This is a genomic window from Tepidimonas sp. HKU77, assembly GCF_049728535.1.
In the GTDB taxonomy this organism is placed as follows: domain Bacteria; phylum Pseudomonadota; class Gammaproteobacteria; order Burkholderiales; family Burkholderiaceae_C; genus Tepidimonas.
In genome coordinates this window covers 2718118-2735469 of the sequence record NZ_CP187300.1, presented here as the reverse complement: position 1 = coordinate 2735469, position 17352 = coordinate 2718118, and the positions used below count along the sequence as shown (strand labels likewise).

The following is a 17352-nucleotide window of genomic DNA, read 5'->3' as shown; positions in this document are numbered from 1 at the left end:
GAGACTTCTCATGGCCTACCCTGACCCGTACCCACGCCCCGCACCGGATCCCTTCATCCGGCGCTGGCTCTTCATCACCGCCTGCATTGCTGCGCTCATGCTGCTGTGGCAGTTCCTGCCCGCCATCGAGGCATGGTTCAGTCCGCGCGAGGCGGCAGAGCGCACCGTGACGGCGCGCGGCGACTTGGCGGCGGACGAAAAGGCCACCATCGAACTGTTCGAAAAATCACGCGCCTCGGTGGTCTACATCACCACCGCGCAGCTGGTGCGCGACGTCTGGACGCGCAATGTCTTCTCCGTGCCCCGTGGCACGGGATCGGGCTTCATCTGGGACGACGCCGGCCACGTCGTCACCAACTTCCACGTCATCCAGGGCGCGTCCGAAGCCACCGTCAAACTCGCCGATGGCCGCGACTACCAGGCCGCGCTGGTGGGGGCCAGCCCAGCACACGACATCGCCGTACTCAAAATCGGCGTCGGCTTCAAACGCCCGCCTGCCGTGCCGGTCGGCACCAGCGCCGACCTCAAGGTGGGACAGAAGGTGTTTGCTATCGGCAACCCCTTTGGCCTGGACTGGACGCTCACCACCGGCATCGTCTCCGCGCTCGACCGCTCGTTACCGGGAGAAGCGGGCGGCCCGGCCATTGATCACCTGATTCAGACCGACGCCGCCATTAACCCCGGCAACTCGGGCGGCCCCCTGCTCGATTCGGCCGGTCGGCTTATCGGCATCAACACGGCGATCTACAGCCCCTCCGGCGCCTCGGCCGGGATTGGGTTCGCCGTGCCGGTGGACACCGTCATGCGCGTAGTCCCGCAACTCATCAAGACTGGTAAGTACATCCGTCCGGCGCTGGGCATTGAGGTGGACGAACAACTCAATCAGCGCCTGCTGGCGCTGACTGGAGGCAAGGGCGTGTTCGTGCTGCGTGTTACCCCTGGTTCGGCAGCGCACAAGGCCGGCCTCGCGGGTGTCGAAGTCACGCCGCAAGGCATCGTGCCCGGCGACCGCATCATCGGTGTTGATGGCAAGGCGACAGACGATGTGGCTAAGCTGCTCGCGCGGCTAGACGACAGGAAGGTCGGCGATGTGGTGGTCTTGTCAGTGGAACGGGCCGGCAAAACGCGCGAAGTGCGTGTGGAGCTGCAACCGGGGATTTGATCGAGTCGACCCGGTCTATCAGGCGGCGCGGAGCAGGCAAGTCGCCTCGGCCTCCCGCCGCGTGACAAGCCCCGGCAGCACCTTGCCACCGCCAAAGACCCAGCGCCGCAGCTCGGTTGCGGCGCTGGGCCAGTCGCGCTGATTGACTCGCCTCCGTAGCGTCGACGTCTGCAGCCGCCCCGCGCCGAGGTTGAACGTGAAGTCCACGATGGCGGCGAGCCTGCTCTCGGGTTCGGTGGCCAGCACCGGGCAGTAGCGCAGCGTGGCGGCGAGTGCCGATTGGAGGTCGCGGACCAGATAGACCTCGGCTTCAGCCTCCGTGATCGGGGGATGCTTTGGATCGCAGAGATGGCCGTACCCAATCGTCCAGAAACCTGCGGGGCAGATGTAGGGGACGGCGGCGATCTCGACTCCACGCTTGACCCTGCGTTCGAATCCCTCGAAGCGCTTGGCCAGCTCGATGGCTGTTTGTGGTACGTCGATCACGGTCGCACCCGGTCGAACACGCGCCCGAGGAACCAGAAGTTCAGCACGCCGGCCCACAGGGCTTGGTCGGCATCGGTCCATGCGTGGACGATGGCGACGCCCCAGTCGGCACCGCCCTCAATGGCAGCAACGAAGGCGGCCGTTTTTGCAGCGCAGTACAGCGCCATGAACCAATACGTGATGACTGGGCGAACGCTGCTCGACAGAGCATCGGCCCAGCGGGCGCCCGATCGCTGCCCCTGGGCGGCGACCGCTTCGCGCAAGGTCTCGAGGGCGCCCACGTTCCAGGCGGCATCGGCCCCGGCGCCGATCTCGGCCATGCGCTGGGCGCCGCGCAGGGCGCTTCGCATAACCCCATTTCCGAAGGCTGAACCGGCATGAGTCGCCCCTGAAATATTCATAACAGCATGATTTTTCTTGTGTTATTGTCTGTTTGCGAGTACAATTTCCCCCAGATTTGATGGTCTGATGCGCCGTTTTCTGGGAGTTTTGCGATGTTTGCCTGCCCCGCCACCGAGGACTTCTTCCGCGCCCGGCTCGATCAGATGATCGACCTGCGCCATCCGCTGGCGGTGTTGTCCTCACGCATGCCGTGGCAGGAGTTGGAAGCAAGGCTGTCGCACCTGTTCATGCGCAAAGCGCGCGCAGGTGTCGCGATGCCCGATCTGGACCTCTTTGGCGAATCTCCGGTGCGCGCAGCTCGGGCGTCCAACGCAGGCCGACCCCGCGTGCCGCTGCGCGTGATGATCGCGCTGCTGTATCTGAAGCACGCCTTCAACGAGTCGGACGAAGGGGTGGTCGAGCGCTGGGGCGAAACCCCCACATGGCAGTTCTTCTCGGGGCGGGCGTACTTTGAACATCGCCGGCCGTGCGACGCCACGACGCTGGTGAAGTTTCGCCGGCTGCTGGGCGAGGAGGGGGTGGAAGAACTCCTGGCGCAGACGATCAACGTGGCGGTGGAAACCGGACTCATCAAGCCGCAGGAACTCAAGCGCGTGGTGGTGGACACCACCGTACAACCCAAGGCGGTGGCGCACCCCACCGACAGCCGCTTGCTCGAGACCGCGCGCACCAAGCTGGTGCAAGCAGCCAAGCAAGCCGGCATTGCACTGAAGCAGACCTTTGCCAAGGAAGGCAAGGAGCTGGCCCGCAAGGCTGGGCGCTATGCGCACGCGCGGCAGTTTGCGCGCATGCGCCGGGTCATCAAGCGCCAGCGCACGATCGTGGCCAGGCTGCAGCGGGAGATCGAGCGCAAGGCCAGCCGCCTGGGGCAGGCCATCCAGAGCGCTCTTGGCCACACCCTCAACAAGGCGGCGCGTCTGGTGGCGCAGACTGCCAACCGAAAGACCGCCGACGGGACTCGAAAGCTCTACGCCTGGCACGCGCCGGAGGTGGAGTGCATCAACAAGGGCAAGGCCCGCTGCCCTTACGAGTTCGGCGTCAAGGTCGGCATTGCCAGCACCCTGAAGCACAGCCTCATCGTCGGAGCCCGGGCCTTCCATGGCAACCCCTACGACGGGCACACGCTGCAAGCGCAGCTGGAGCAGGCCACGATCCTGATGCAGGACACTGGCATCAAGCCCAGCACAGCGTTTGCCGATCTGGGCTACCGCGGGGTGGAAGCCGACATCGCGGATGTGCGCCTGGTGCACCGCGGCAAGATCAAGCGCCTGACGCAGCAGGAGCGCAAGCTGCTCAAGCGCCGCCAGGCCATCGAGCCGGTCATCGGGCACTTGAAGCAGGATCACCGCATGGACAGGTGCCATCTCAAGGGCGAGCAGGGTGACCGGCTGCACGCGGTGCTGTGCGCGGCGGGCTACAACATCCGCTGGGGAAGGTCTGCAAAACCTTCCTGCCAGACTGCCGGGATGGGACAATAGCGACATGAAGCAGATGAGTCTGGAGGCGCCGATGTATACGGGCTTTGAGCTGCGCGCCAAGCGCACCCGCAAGCGTGCGTTTTTGGAGCAGATGGACCGTGTGGTGCCGTGGGCAGAGTTGGTCGCACTCATCGAGCCGTATGCGCCGAAGGCGGGTCCCAAGGGTGGGCGGCCACCCTTTGCGGTAGAGAAGCTGCTGAGGATTCATTTTTTGCAGCAGTGGTTTGGTCTGTCGGACCCGGCGGTGGAGGAAGCCTTGTACGACACGCCGCTGCTGGCGAGCTTTGTTGGTCTGGACCTGGGGGTGGATGTCGTGCCGGATGAGAGCACCATCCTGCGCTTTCGCCACCTGCTGGAGCAACACGGCCTGAGCCAGCGTATCCTCGAGACGGTCAATCGCATCCTGACCGAGCGTGGCCTCATGCTCAAGAGCGGCACCATCGTGGATGCCACGCTCATTGCTGCTCCCAGCTCGACCAAGAACGCCCGCCGTGAGCGCGACCCTGAGATGCACCAGACGAAGAAGGGCAACCAGTGGTACTTCGGCATGAAAGCGCACGTTGGGGTCGACGCCGAGACAGGGCTGGTACACACGGTGGTGGCCACCGCTGCCAACGTCTCGGATGTGACGCAGGCGCATCGGCTCTTGCACGGGCAAGAGACCGACGTCTTTGCCGATGCGGGCTATCAGGGAGTGGACAAGCGAGCGGAAAACCAGGGCAAGCAAGTCGCTTGGCACGTGGCCATGCGGCCGGGCAAGCGCCGGGCATTGGACAAGCGCACTTTTCTTGGCCAGGTGATGGATGCCTTGGAACGCACCAAGGCGCGCATTCGTGCCAAGGGTGAGCATCCGTTTCGGGTACTCAAATGCCAGTTTGGCTACCGCAAGACGCCCTATCGAGGCTTGGCCAAGAACGGCGCGCAGCTCAACGTCCTGTTTGCGCTGGTCAATCTGTGGCTGGCGCGCAAAGCCTTGCTGGCTGCGACGGGATAAGTGCGCCCGCAGTGGGCTCACTGGGGCCGGATGAGGCTGCAGAGGGCCCACGAAGGGGCTTGCTGGAGCCCAAGAACCGTTCAGCATCTGTTTCGATCCCATCCTACGAAACGATATTGACCCTGAACTCGTCGCCACGAACGAGTGGGCGGGGTAGTGCAGAGGTTCCCTGGCTGCTGCGCATGATCGCCAACAAGGGCGTGCCCTTCTTGAGGCGAGCTTTTTTGCGCCTCATTGCGGCCGTGCGCCTCATCGGCCGGTGGCTCGCCCAGCGGCGGCCAACCGAGACCAGTGGCGCCAACCCTGCCCAGCTGCGGCTAAGGAACCTCTGCACTACCCCGCCCACTCGTTCGTGGCGACGAGTTCAGGGTCAATATCGTTTCGTAGGATGGGATCGAAACAGATGCTGAACGGTTCTTGGGCTCCAGCAAGCCCCTTCGTGGGCCCTCTGCAGCCTCATCCGGCCCCAGTGAGCCCACTGCGGGCGCACTTATCCCGTCGCAGCCAGCAAGGCTTTGCGCGCCAGCCACAGATTGACCAGCGCAAACAGGACGTTGAGCTGCGCGCCGTTCTTGGCCAAGCCTCGATAGGGCGTCTTGCGGTAGCCAAACTGGCATTTGAGTACCCGAAACGGATGCTCACCCTTGGCACGAATGCGCGCCTTGGTGCGTTCCAAGGCATCCATCACCTGGCCAAGAAAAGTGCGCTTGTCCAATGCCCGGCGCTTGCCCGGCCGCATGGCCACGTGCCAAGCGACTTGCTTGCCCTGGTTTTCCGCTCGCTTGTCCACTCCCTGATAGCCCGCATCGGCAAAGACGTCGGTCTCTTGCCCGTGCAAGAGCCGATGCGCCTGCGTCACATCCGAGACGTTGGCAGCGGTGGCCACCACCGTGTGTACCAGCCCTGTCTCGGCGTCGACCCCAACGTGCGCTTTCATGCCGAAGTACCACTGGTTGCCCTTCTTCGTCTGGTGCATCTCAGGGTCGCGCTCACGGCGGGCGTTCTTGGTCGAGCTGGGAGCAGCAATGAGCGTGGCATCCACGATGGTGCCGCTCTTGAGCATGAGGCCACGCTCGGTCAGGATGCGATTGACCGTCTCGAGGATACGCTGGCTCAGGCCGTGTTGCTCCAGCAGGTGGCGAAAGCGCAGGATGGTGCTCTCATCCGGCACGACATCCACCCCCAGGTCCAGACCAACAAAGCTCGCCAGCAGCGGCGTGTCGTACAAGGCTTCCTCCACCGCCGGGTCCGACAGACCAAACCACTGCTGCAAAAAATGAATCCTCAGCAGCTTCTCTACCGCAAAGGGTGGCCGCCCACCCTTGGGACCCGCCTTCGGCGCATACGGCTCGATGAGTGCGACCAACTCTGCCCACGGCACCACACGGTCCATCTGCTCCAAAAACGCACGCTTGCGGGTGCGCTTGGCGCGCAGCTCAAAGCCCGTATACATCGGCGCCTCCAGACTCATCTGCTTCATGTCGCTATTGTCCCATCCCGGCAGTCTGGCAGGAAGGTTTTGCAGACCTTCCCTAAGGGCGGCGTGAAAATGAATTTTTCAGGGACGACTAATTGATGAGTGAGTGGGAGTGAGTAAAGGCAATTGCCGGGCATGTGCGATTCGGGTATCTGGTCGTCGCCGATAGAAAACCGGAAGCGCAGAGCACGGCAACAAACAAAAGCGGGGGGCGTTACTGAGTCGCCCCTGAAATATTCATAACCTCATGATTTTTCTTGTGTTATTGTCTGTTTGCGAGTACAATTTCCCCCAGATTTGATGGTCTGATGCGCCGTTTTCTGGGAGTTTTGCGATGTTTGCCTGCCCTGCCACCGAGGACTTCTTCCGCGCCCGGCTCGATCAGATGATCGACCTGCGCCATCCGCTGGCGGTGTTGTCCTCACGCATGCCGTGGCAGGAGTTGGAAGCAAGGCTGTCGCACCTGTTCATGCGCAAAGCGCGCGCAGGTGTCGCGATGCCCGATCTGGACCTCTTTGGCGAATCTCCGGTGCGCGCAGCTCGGGCGTCCAACGCAGGCCGACCCCGCGTGCCGCTGCGCGTGATGATCGCGCTGCTGTATCTGAAGCACGCCTTCAACGAGTCGGACGAAGGGGTGGTGGAGCGTTGGCGCGACACGCCGCGCTGGCAGTACTTCTCGGGTCTGGCCTACTACGAGGACCGGCTGCCGTGTGACGCCACGACGCTGGTGAAGTTTCGCCGGCTGCTGGGCGAGGAGGGGGTGGAAGAACTCCTGGCGCAGACGATCAACGTGGCGGTGGAAACCGGACTCATCAAGCCGCAGGAACTCAAGCGCGTGGTGGTGGACACCACCGTACAACCCAAGGCGGTGGCGCACCCCACCGACAGCCGCTTGCTCGAGACCGCGCGCACCAAGCTGGTGCAAGCAGCCAAGCAAGCCGGCATTGCACTGAAGCAGACCTTTGCCAAGGAAGGCAAGGAGCTGGCCCGCAAGGCTGGGCGCTATGCGCACGCGCGGCAGTTTGCGCGCATGCGCCGGGTCATCAAGCGCCAGCGCACGATCGTGGCCAGGCTGCAGCGGGAGATCGAGCGCAAGGCCAGCCGCCTGGGGCAGGCCATCCAGAGCGCTCTTGGCCACACCCTCAACAAGGCGGCGCGTCTGGTGGCGCAGACTGCCAACCGAAAGACCGCCGACGGGACTCGAAAGCTCTACGCCTGGCACGCGCCGGAGGTGGAGTGCATCAACAAGGGCAAGGCCCGCTGCCCTTACGAGTTCGGCGTCAAGGTCGGCATTGCCAGCACCCTGAAGCACAGCCTCATCGTCGGAGCCCGGGCCTTCCATGGCAACCCCTACGACGGGCACACGCTGCAAGCGCAGCTGGAGCAGGCCACGATCCTGATGCAGGACACTGGCATCAAGCCCAGCACAGCGTTTGCCGATCTGGGCTACCGCGGGGTGGAAGCCGACATCGCGGATGTGCGCCTGGTGCACCGCGGCAAGATCAAGCGCCTGACGCAGCAGGAGCGCAAGCTGCTCAAGCGCCGCCAGGCCATCGAGCCGGTCATCGGGCACTTGAAGCAGGATCACCGCATGGACAGGTGCCATCTCAAGGGCGAGCAGGGTGACCGGCTGCACGCGGTGCTGTGCGCGGCGGGCTACAACATCCGCTGGCTGCTGCGCATGATCACGAAGAAGGGCGTGCCCTTCTTGAGGCGAGCTTTTTTGCGCCTCATTGCGGCCGTGCGCCTCATCGGCCGGTGGCTCGCCCAGCGGCGGCCAACCGAGACCAGTGGCGCCAACCCTGCCCAGCTGCGGCTAAGGGCGGCGTGAAAATGAATTTTTCAGGGACGACTACTGAGGCCCTTGTAGCCGTCCGCCTTGCCCTGCGCCGCCGCGGGTTTGCTGGGGTTTATATTGACGAGCGGCCTGAACCAGTTTGTTGTAGGCGTCGAGGAAGGCGGCGGCGACAATCTTTCCCTGCGGCGTGCTCGCATAGGCGTTGACCCCGGCCACCAGGCCGCCGAGGATGCCAATGCCCGCTCCCAGGTTGTAATTCTTGGCGCTGCCTTGGGCCGCCACGATTTGCGCGCCACTGGCGTTGTCGATGAGACGCAATGTGGTGGAGGCGCCCAGGGCTTGAACTTGCGCTGATGTATCGAGGTTGCTGCCGCGCCGGCCGAACAAACCACCCAGGCCCGTACTCAAGCCAAATCCCGAGGGCTCTGCAAAGGTTACCGTTGGCACCATCGTGTAATCGGCCGCCAGCATTTTGCGATTCGCCGCACCGGCTTGTCCGGTGAGCCCTGCCTCTTTGAGCTGCCGCTCCAGGTCGATCTGGTTGTATGCGCGCCCGCGCTCGACCACGATGAAGCAGTTGGACTGCTGCACCAGCATTTGCACGATGGGCACATACGGATCATCCGCCGCTTCAGCAAAACCGACGGTGCCCAAGGGTTCCGTACAACGCTCGAGTTGCTCGGTTGCCGCAACCGCCTGTTGGCCGCTCGCCGCGCCTTTGGCGATCGGGTCATCTCCGCCCAGGATGGGCGCAGTGGAACAGCCTGTCAGAATAGCCGCGCAGGCAAGGTACAGCGAAGCCCCTTTCCGCATCGTTGCGCTCCCTTAAAACTGATACACGACCCAAGGCGACATCGCGCCACCCTGTTGCACCATGAAGCGGAATTTCTCCCCAGGACTGACCGGGATGAAGGGTTTGCTCTTGGTCACGGTAATGACTGCCCCCGTGTTGGCCGGCGGCTTACAGTAGAACCTGTCGATGTAGGTGGTCGGCCCCCAGCCGCTCGCGATCTGCTTCTGATAGTAGGAAGTCAGCATCACGTTGTTGGACGTGCACTGGATTTGCCCTGTGATGGTCGGGGTGCCGGGAACTGGGCCGCTGTGGGTGATAGAGACGATGGTCGGCACCGCCTGTGCTTGCGCTGCAGCAGCACAGAGCAATGTCCCGATGATCATAGGCGGAGCTCGGTGTTTGAATTGGACTCGATTCATGACGCGATCTCCTCTCTTTCTTGGTCAACCCGCCAAAAGCGGGATTCTTGATTTGTTAAACTTTCCGTGCAGCCCATTTGAACCGCACGGAATCCTGATCTACGGTTATGCGAGCACGGATCCTCGGTGAAAGATGGCCGAATTAATCTTTTGGAAACTCGCAGCGCCAGCACACCTTAGGAGATGGGTCGAGGTCAACTATCTTCTGACCAGGCGGGCATCGGTAATTGGCAGGGGGCTTGCCGACGTAGCACTGGCCGACCGGGTCCCAAGAATTACCCGGGTTCCCGCCTATGTTGATATGGCCTACCCCTGTTGGGGGTTTTATTGCCGATTCGCCCGCGTTAGCGTTACTGCCCATAGTCGGGGTCACCTTTTTGTCCTCGATCGGCGGCGCAACAGGCGGTGAACTCTTGGTTTTGATCGTCAGCCGGTCTGTCGGCCTGCCTGGCACAGCGCCGGTCGTTTCGTCTTCGGTTTCTCCTTTGAGTGTCGGCTTGACCGGCACAGTGTGGGTCGGCGTAGATGTCGGTTGGCCGCCGCCGGCGTTCTCGGCCGCATGAACGGCACCCGCCAACAGCGCAACAGTGATGGCGCTGGCGATGAGTTTGGGCTGCATTTTCATGATGATCTCCTTTTCGGTAGGATTTGAATCGAATCGGCAGCCGGCGTTGCCGGACTCCCGATACTGAGTCGGAGGGTTGCCGCGAATTCTTCAATCGTGTGGCACCGGTTTGGATGTCCGTGGCAAAGTGCCGCAGGGTGGGCATTCGCCCGGTGCTTGATGGGCGTCCCGAGCATGTGCGGAGGTGGGTTTGGCGATCACCATGCCGCGCCGGATGTCCTTTTTCTCGATGCCGCGCGCCCCGGCGTCGGGTGCGATGGCGCCGGTGGCGTCGCCCGTTCCCGCTCCGCCGGGTGCGGTCCGCGCCGCGTCGGCCTTGGTCAGCTTGGCACCACTGGCGATGGCGGCGTCGCGTTCAGCAGCGTGCGCGGCGGACAGGGTCACGCCGAGGATGAGGGTTGCGGTCAGAAGACGGAAGACAGTCATGTTGGGGCTCCTCAGGTTGATGGGGTACCTCTGAGTCGGCAGTTCCGACACTTTTCTTCAATGGTGCTCTCACTAGGGCGACCAACGCAGCAGCCCGCAGCCTGTGGCGTCGTCACGCCCAGCGGGCGGCTGGTCCTGAGCCGTCGCGCACAAGGCAGCAGCATCGGCGGGCTGGCCGCGTGCGAGCCGCTGTGCGATCCAAGCTGCGGCGAACGGCGCGGCATATGAAGTGCCGGTGAAATACCGGCCACCACCGACAGGGAGCCACAGATCCACGCCAGGCGCAGCGACGAGGATGGCCTGGCCGCGACTCCCCTGCGGCCAGGGTTGGGCAGCGGCATCGACGGCGGCCACGGCAACGACGCCAGGGTGCGCTGCCGGCAGGGGCACGGTGCCATTGGGTCCGCCATTGCCTGCAGCAGCGACGAAAGCCCGCACCTTCGGCAGCACGCGGTCGAGCACGCGGGTGAGGACAGGATTGGGGGGTGTGCCGAGACTTGTGAGGATGACTTCGGCGCGGCGCTTGACCAGCCCATCGAGCGCGCGGGCCAATGTCACCAAGTCGCTGCGTTCATGGCCATTCTGGTGTGGCGAAAGAATGGCCGCCCACACCAACTCGGCACCCCGCGCCAGACCGGGGAAGCCCGTCTCGGGCCGGCAAGCCAGTTCACAGGCGATGGCGCTGGCGTGCGGACTTTGACCGGTGTCCGTAAAGCGCTGCAGATCGAACGACGCCGCGTCCAAGGGGGCGTTGGCGTCGGGTGCGCCATCGATGACACCGATGCGCACGGGTTGAGGCAAGCGCTGCACGGCCGTTGCGCGAACCAGTTCGTGCGCGTACTGCCGGCCTGCCGCGCCCGGGCTGGCTGCTGTGTGCTCGGTCTGGAGCGTATCGACGTAGCTGTTGCGTGCGAAGGAAATTTGGGGAAAAGACTGGCGGGCCTGTGCCAGGAGCTTGTCTGCATCCTCTTCGTCCACCGCAAACAGGACGAGCCGCAACCCGAGCGAGGACAGCGGATGGTCTGCCAAGACCCGAGCTTGCATGGCCCGCGCAACTTCTTCCGGCGCGAGCGCGACTTCGTCTTCAGCCCAAACGGCGACGACTTGGCCCGCGACGACGTTCGAGACCGTGTCGGACGTAGCACGCCCGAGCAACGCGGCGACGCCGCTGACGAGACTTCTCAGGTCGACTTGGATGCCAATGCCGACACCCGCTGAACCACCGCGCGAGGGCTGGCCTTTCGGCGGCTCGACCTGCCCGATCGCGGTTCCGCAAAGACTCGCCCCCAACAGGAGCGCGGTGACGACCCGTTTCATCGCGAGACACTTTCGACAATCGGCAGGGCGCGCAAAACCTTTTCTGCTTCGTCGGCGCTGGATGCGGGCACAGCGATGGTCCAGACGCCCAGACGCCCTGGGCCCGCGATGATCTCGGCGTCGATGGGCGACAGCGCCGCCCGCACCTGCGCGAGGGTGGCCTGATCGGAGAACACCACTTGGAGCCGCACGCGTGCGGCGGCCTTGGCGGTGCTTTCTTCGGCGCCCAAAGGCACTACGGCCGTATCGGCACGCCAGGGCTCGGGAGCGACGACGGTCATGAGGATCGCGGCCGTTGCAGCACCCATGCCATAGGCCATCAGCGCCCACCACCATGGCCTTCGCCCTTGGGAGCGGCGGTTTTGGGCACGATCCCATTCGCGCTCCGCGTCGATCCGGGCGGCCACGCGTTGCCAGTTACGCTCGTGATCGAACGGGGGTGCCGCGACTTCGAGCTGCTGCCGAATGCGATCGAGCCACTGGATTTCTCCGGGACTGGCGCTGGGCCGCTCACCCGTGGGTTGAGAGGGAGTGTTCGTCATAACACTGAGTCGGCTTTTGGGCTGGCTTTCTTCAATCCGAGGGCTTCGGTCAGGCACAGCTTCAGCTTGCGCTTGGCGTGATGAATTCGTGTGGCGACGGTGTTGTCCGGCACCCCTTGGAGCTGGGCGATTTGCTGCAAAGACAGACCTTCGAGCAGGAACAGGTGCAAACTCTCCCGCTGGGGGACGGGCAAAGCCTGCATGCACCGATCGACCATTTCCCAAGTCTGGTGCTCGGCCAACCATTCAAATGGCGTGGGGCCGGGATCGACCAGGGTATCGGTGAGCGCGTCTTCGATGGCCTCCTCCGCGCGTGCACCTCGGGCACGCAGGAGGTCCAGGGCCTTGTGGCGGACGATGCCCAAAATCCAGGTTCGCACGCTGGAGCGGTTGGCGAACTTCGAGGCCGATCGCCAAACCTCGTAAAACGCCTCGGCCACGGCATCGTCGGCGTCCGCCGGGTTTCCAAGCAGGCGCAGTGCAAACGTATATGCCGCACGGGCATGTCGCTCATGCAGGCTTCGCAAAGCGTGGCTATCGCCCTTGGCGCAGGCCGCAACGATGGCGTGGTCGTCCATGGGATGGCGCAGGGTTTCGATGACTGCTCCAGAGTCTAGGCGGACATGCGCTCGTGGTGCAAGAGGAACAAGGGCTTTGCTGGGAGGCGGCCGCGTCAAGATCGTGGCGCAGCAGTCCAGCAAGGCCCGGGTGACGCGGGGCAAGTCGCGCTGGCAGTCATGACTTGAAAGGCCTTTTACAATCCCCCAGCGTTGCAGAGAACGCTTGGCTGCCACAGCCCAGCACCAAACCGCCCCCGACACGAAAGCAGTGCATGGAGCAGGGTGCCATCGTCGAAACCGACGACAAGTACATGGCCGAAGCGCTCGCGCTGGCACGGCAGGCGGCCGGGGCGGGCGAGGTGCCGGTGGGCGCCGTCGTGGTCTGCGACGGGCGCATCGTCGGGCGCGGTCACAACCGCTCGATCACCGCCCATGACCCGACGGCGCATGCCGAGGTCGTCGCACTGCGCGAGGCGGCGCAGACACTGGGCAACTATCGACTGGAGGGTTGCACCCTATACGTGACGGTGGAGCCGTGCGCGATGTGCGCCCAGGCAGCGCTGCACGCGCGCTTGGCGCGCGTGGTGTATGGGGCGCCCGAGCCCCGCATGGGCGCGGCGGGGTCGGTGGTCGATCTGTTTGCGCAGCCCGCGCTCAACGCGCATACGGCAGTGCTCGCCGGCGTGCGGGCAGATGAAGCGGCGTCGTTGATGCGCGAGTTTTTCGTCCGGCGCCGCGCCGAGCAGCGCGCGCAAGCGCAGCCGCTGCGCGACGATGCGCTGCGCGCGCCAGCGCAGGCGTTCGAGGCCATCTGGGCACAAGCCGCCCGTTGGGGGATTTCCCCGCAGCATTCGCATGCGCGGCAAGACTTGCCTGAGCTGGAGGGCCTGCGCCTGCATTGGCTGGATGTGGGGCCCGCAGAATCGACGCCGCCTTGGGTCTGTCTGCACGGCCCACGCGGCTGGTGGCCGCAGTGGCTGCCCTGGGTGACGGCGCGGCTGCAGGCGGGCGAGCGCGTGTTGGTGCCAGATCTGATCGGCTTTGGTCAGAGCGACAAACCCAAAAAAGCATCGTGGCACTCGCCCGAGCGTCATGCCGAGATTCTGCGGGCCTGGTTGGACGCGCTGGATGTGTCTGACTGTCGGCTGGCGTGGGCGCCTGGGGCGCAATGGCTGCTGCCTGCCTTGTACGCCGTGCTGGGGGCGCGGATCCGGGCCACGCTGTCAGTGGCAGACGCGGACTTGATGCCCGAGCAGCCCGAGTGGGTCGATGCGCCGTTTCCAGATCCGGGGCACCGCGCAGGACAGCGGGCCTGGGCCGCAGCGGCCCGATAATGGTGCCCATGCCACGTGTGTACCTCTACTCTCCCAGCGGGGCAGTGCAGGATCGCGCTGCGTTCCGGCGCGCCGTGCGCCGCTTGCAGGCCGCCGGCTACGAGGTCGAGATCGACCCAGACGCCCTGTCGCGCCATCAGCGCTTTGCGGGGGACGACGCGACCCGCTTGGCGGCGATCGAGCGCGCGGCGGCCAGCGGGGCCGATGTGGCGTTGACCACCCGTGGCGGGTACGGCTTGACGCGGCTACTCACGTGGTTGCCCTACGACGCGATCGACAGCGCCGCCCAACGCGGGATGGCCTGGGTAGGGCTGAGCGACTTCACGGCGTTTCATCTGGCGGTACTGGCCCAGCGTGGTACGGTCACTTGGGCAGGCCCCGCGCTGATGGAGGACTGGACAGACGAGCCGCTCGATGAGATCACCACTGCCTGCTTCGACGATTTGGTGCAGGGTGTGGGGGAGGGCAGCGGCTGGCGGCTGCCCTCGGGCGACGTGCGCGCGCATCCTGCGCTGGCCGACGGTTGGCGGGTAGAAAACGCCACCCTTTGGGGCGGCAACCTGTCGATACTGACGGGGCTGGTCGGCACGCCTTACCTGCCCGAGGTGGAGGGCGGGCTGCTGTTTCTGGAAGACGTGGGCGAGCACCCTTACCGGGTCGAGCGGATGTTGACGCAGTTGCTGCTGGCTGGCGTGTTGCCGCGCCAGCGCGCCATCTTGCTGGGGGCGTTCAACCGCTATACCCTCACGCCGCACGACCGCGGCTTTCGCCTCGAGAGCGTGGTCGCGTGGTTGCGTACACAGTTACCGGGCGTGCCGGTGCTCACCGGGTTGCCGTTCGGGCATGTGCCTACCAAGGTCGTGCTGCCGGTGGGACGGCGCGTCGATCTCCTCGTGGAGGGCCGCGACGCGCTGCTGTTTTGGGGCTGATTCAGACGGGACTGGCTCACGCAGTGGCGGGCTGCTCGCTCTCCGCCACGCGGCGCGCGATGTGCGCCAGCGCCTCCTCCACTTGATCGACCAGGATCAGGCACAGATCGCCAGGCTGCAGGCGGGCCAGCGCGATGTCGATGGCAGCGAACTCACCCCGTACCGCGGTTTGCCACCGGGTCTTGGTGGCATTGCGCAGGCCTTGCTCGAGCAGCGCGATCACCTCGCCATCGGCGCGGCCGCGCTGGCAGGCGTCCTCGAACAGCACGACCTCGTCGAAAACCTCGCCGATCAGCCTCGCTTGCGCCACGATGTCCTGGTCGCGCCGGTCACCCGCCGCACTGATGACGACCACCCGCTTGCCCGCCGGCAGCCGCTGCGCCGCCTGACACAACGCCGCGATCGCATCGGGGTTGTGCCCGTAGTCGGCGATGACCGTGGCCCCGCGGTAGGCGAAGCGGTTGAACCGCCCGGGCACCGTGGCCGCATCGGACGTGAAGCTCTCCAGCCCTCGCACGATGGCATCCCACGGCACGCCCACGGCCCAGGCCGCGGCGATCGCAGCCATGGTGTTGTCGACCTGGAAGGCCAGCGCCCCCCCCTCGGTCAGCGGGATTTGCGCCAGCGGGATGCGCACTTGCCATTGGCCCTCGGCAGCGACGATGTTGTCACCGTCGACGAACACGACACGCCGCCCCAGGGCCCGATGCGTCGCAATGACTGGATGGTGCGCCGATGGGCCAAAGTAGGTCACCTGCCCGGGACAGAAATCGGCCATGGCGACACAGTGGGGATCCGCCGCGTTGAGCACGGCCGTGCCATGATCGGCCACGTTCTGCACGATGACGCGCTTGAGAACCGAGAGGTCTTCGACGGTGGTGATGTAGTGGAGACCGAGGTGGTCGCCCGTGCCGATGTTGGTGACGATGGCGACCTGACAACGATCGAACGCCAGTCCCTCACGCAAAATGCCGCCACGCGCGGTCTCCAATACGGCCGCGTCCACGTCCGGATGGGCCAGCACGCGGCGGGCGCTCTTGGGGCCGCTGCAATCGCCGCTGTCGATTTGTCGGCCGTTGACATAGACGCCGTTGGTGTCGGTAAAGCCCACGCGCCAACCGCGCTGGCGCAGCAGGTGCGCCGTCAGGCGCACCGTGGTGGTTTTGCCGTTGGTACCCGTGACGGCGATGACGGGGATGCGCCCGTCCTCACCCGGCGTAAACATGTGGTCGATGATGGCCTGCCCGACGTTGCGCCCCTTGCCATAAGAGGGGCTCAAGTGCATGCGCAGACCCGGGGCGGCGTTGACCTCGACGATCCCCCCGCTTTGCGCTTCCAGCGGCTCGACCACGCTTTGGCACACCACGTCCACCCCGCACACGTCCAACCCGACGGTCACCGCCGCGGCCACGGCGCGCTGGGCCACCAGCGGATGGACCTCGTCCGTTACATCAGTCGCCGTCCCTCCGGTGGAGAGGTTGGCGTTGTTACGCAGCACGACGCGCATGCCGCGGGGTGGGACGTCGTCGGGCGTCAAGCCCTGCTGTGCCAGCCGTTCCAACGCAATGTCGTCGAGCCGGATGCGCGTCAGCGGTGTGGCGTGGCCGTCGCCGCGCCGGGGATCGGCGTTGACGGCGTCCACCAGTTGGCGTACGGTATGCACGCCATCGCCCACCACCAACGGGGGATCGCGCCGCGCCGCGGCCACCAGTTTGCGCCCGACGACCAGCAGCCGAAAGTCGATGCCGGGCAGATAGCGCTCGACCATGACCTCGCTGCCGTAGCGGCTGGCGACTTCGTACGCGGCCATCACCTGTTCGCGTGTGCGGATGTTGACGGTGACACCCTTGCCTTGATTACCATCGCGCGGCTTGACGACGACGGCACCGCCCAGCTCTTGCGCGGCGCGCCAGGCATCCTCGGCGTCGCGCACGGGGCGCCCGAGCGGCACCGGCACGCCCGCTGCGTGCAGCAATTGCTTGGTCAGCTCTTTATCTTGGGCGATCGATTCGGCGATGGCGCTGGTGGTGTCGCACTCGGCCGCTTGGATGCGCCGCTGTTTGCTGCCCCAGCCAAACTGCACCAAACTGCCGCTGGTTAGGCGCCGGTACGGAATGCCACGGGCGACCGCGGCCTCGACGATCGCGCCGGTCGAGGGCCCCAGGCGCAAATCCTCGTCCAGTTCCTTGAGCTCAGCAATGGTGCTGGCGACATCGAAGGGTTGATCGTCACCGGCGGCTTGCAGCAACGCCAGCGCCCGATCGAAAGCGAGCCGCCCCACGTCTTCGACGCTGTACTCGACCACGACCTGATAGGCGCCGGGGTCGGCTGCGGCGACCGTGCGGCTGAAGCTGACAGGGCAACCCGCATGGGTTTGCAGGGCCAGGACAGTGATTTCCAGCGCATGCGCCATCGACAGCACGCCCTCAGCCGTTGGCTCGGGCAGCATGCCCAGTTCGGGAAACCGCTGCCGCAGTCGCTCCTCGAAACCCGGCATGCGCCGCAAGTCCACCTCGTCGGGGGTGCATTGCACGGTGGCTTCGATGGCCGTGTAGCGGCTCCAGAGGTTGGGGCCCCGCAGGGCCCGCAAACGGGTGACGTTCATGGTGG

Annotated in this window: 15 protein-coding genes and 2 pseudogenes; 6 read left to right on the top strand and 11 right to left on the bottom strand. The window is 65.2% G+C overall.

Annotation, left to right across the window (positions count from 1 at the left end; all coding sequences use genetic code 11):
- The first annotated feature begins 10 nt into the window (after positions 1-10).
- Positions 11-1162, top strand: a complete 1152-nt coding sequence (locus ACPP3B_RS13255; RefSeq protein WP_395141922.1) for a S1C family serine protease — start codon at positions 11-13, stop codon at positions 1160-1162.
- 18 nt (positions 1163-1180) lie between these two features.
- On the opposite strand, the gene ACPP3B_RS13250 is transcribed toward ACPP3B_RS13255, so the two are convergent.
- Both ACPP3B_RS13250 and ACPP3B_RS13245 read right to left on the bottom strand, forming a co-directional pair.
- Positions 1181-1648, bottom strand: coding sequence for a lysozyme (locus ACPP3B_RS13250; RefSeq protein ID WP_395141924.1), 468 nt, complete (start codon positions 1646-1648; stop codon positions 1181-1183).
- Positions 1645-1986, bottom strand: a pseudogene (locus tag ACPP3B_RS13245) (hypothetical protein); the annotation flags it as partial. The gene ACPP3B_RS13250 and the pseudogene ACPP3B_RS13245, both read right to left, overlap by 4 nt.
- Before the next feature lie 156 nt (positions 1987-2142).
- On the opposite strand from ACPP3B_RS13245, the pseudogene ACPP3B_RS13240 reads away from it, so the two are divergent.
- Both ACPP3B_RS13240 and ACPP3B_RS13235 read left to right on the top strand, forming a co-directional pair.
- Positions 2143-3480 (top strand): annotated as a pseudogene (locus ACPP3B_RS13240) (IS5 family transposase); the annotation flags it as partial.
- A 52-nt stretch (positions 3481-3532) separates the two neighbouring features.
- Positions 3533-4522, top strand: coding sequence for an IS5 family transposase (locus ACPP3B_RS13235; RefSeq protein ID WP_066708478.1), 990 nt, complete (start codon positions 3533-3535; stop codon positions 4520-4522).
- A gap of 490 nt (positions 4523-5012) precedes the next feature.
- Here ACPP3B_RS13235 and ACPP3B_RS13230 read toward each other — a convergent pair whose 3' ends face one another.
- Complete coding sequence (locus tag ACPP3B_RS13230; RefSeq protein WP_066708478.1) at positions 5013-6002, bottom strand: IS5 family transposase; 990 nt, start codon at positions 6000-6002, stop codon at positions 5013-5015.
- Positions 6003-6333: 331 nt separating this feature from the next.
- On the opposite strand from ACPP3B_RS13230, the gene ACPP3B_RS13225 reads away from it, so the two are divergent.
- On the top strand, positions 6334-7830 hold the full coding sequence (locus tag ACPP3B_RS13225; RefSeq protein WP_424859174.1) for an IS5 family transposase: 1497 nt from the start codon (positions 6334-6336) through the stop codon (positions 7828-7830).
- A 21-nt stretch (positions 7831-7851) separates the two neighbouring features.
- Here ACPP3B_RS13225 and ACPP3B_RS13220 read toward each other — a convergent pair whose 3' ends face one another.
- The 7 genes from ACPP3B_RS13220 to ACPP3B_RS13190 all read right to left on the bottom strand — a co-directional run bounded on the left by ACPP3B_RS13220 (position 7852) and on the right by ACPP3B_RS13190 (position 12497).
- The gene (locus ACPP3B_RS13220; protein WP_132962609.1) at positions 7852-8610 is read right to left on the bottom strand and encodes a CsgG/HfaB family protein; all 759 of its coding nucleotides are present in this window, start codon (positions 8608-8610) and stop codon (positions 7852-7854) included.
- Between the two features lie 12 nt (positions 8611-8622).
- Positions 8623-8973 carry a hypothetical protein gene (locus tag ACPP3B_RS13215; RefSeq protein ID WP_185971182.1) on the bottom strand — a complete coding sequence of 117 codons (351 nt, stop codon included), beginning with the start codon at positions 8971-8973 and terminating at the stop codon, positions 8623-8625.
- A gap of 178 nt (positions 8974-9151) precedes the next feature.
- Positions 9152-9634: a hypothetical protein gene (locus ACPP3B_RS13210; protein WP_132962607.1), complete on the bottom strand. Its 483-nt coding sequence runs from the start codon at positions 9632-9634 to the stop codon at positions 9152-9154.
- A 90-nt stretch (positions 9635-9724) separates the two neighbouring features.
- Complete coding sequence (locus ACPP3B_RS13205) at positions 9725-10060, bottom strand: hypothetical protein (RefSeq protein ID WP_424859287.1); 336 nt, start codon at positions 10058-10060, stop codon at positions 9725-9727.
- Positions 10061-10132: 72 nt separating this feature from the next.
- Positions 10133-11377, bottom strand: coding sequence for a S8 family serine peptidase (locus tag ACPP3B_RS13200; protein ID WP_424859286.1), 1245 nt, complete (start codon positions 11375-11377; stop codon positions 10133-10135).
- On the bottom strand, positions 11374-11784 hold the full coding sequence (locus tag ACPP3B_RS13195) for a hypothetical protein (protein WP_424859285.1): 411 nt from the start codon (positions 11782-11784) through the stop codon (positions 11374-11376). Before ACPP3B_RS13195 ends, ACPP3B_RS13200 begins: the two co-directional genes overlap by 4 nt.
- A gap of 131 nt (positions 11785-11915) precedes the next feature.
- On the bottom strand, positions 11916-12497 hold the full coding sequence (locus ACPP3B_RS13190; protein WP_299018638.1) for an RNA polymerase sigma factor: 582 nt from the start codon (positions 12495-12497) through the stop codon (positions 11916-11918).
- Positions 12498-12751: 254 nt separating this feature from the next.
- Between ACPP3B_RS13190 and tadA the strand changes: the two genes are divergently transcribed.
- Positions 12752-13813 (top strand): tRNA adenosine(34) deaminase TadA, encoded by a 1062-nt coding sequence (tadA, locus tag ACPP3B_RS13185; protein ID WP_424859284.1) that lies wholly within the window; start codon positions 12752-12754, stop codon positions 13811-13813.
- A gap of 8 nt (positions 13814-13821) precedes the next feature.
- Positions 13822-14742, top strand: a complete 921-nt coding sequence (locus ACPP3B_RS13180; RefSeq protein ID WP_424859283.1) for an LD-carboxypeptidase — start codon at positions 13822-13824, stop codon at positions 14740-14742.
- Between the two features lie 16 nt (positions 14743-14758).
- On the opposite strand, the gene cphA is transcribed toward ACPP3B_RS13180, so the two are convergent.
- Positions 14759-17347, bottom strand: coding sequence for a cyanophycin synthetase (gene cphA / locus ACPP3B_RS13175; protein ID WP_424859282.1), 2589 nt, complete (start codon positions 17345-17347; stop codon positions 14759-14761).
- Positions 17348-17352 lie beyond the last annotated feature (5 nt).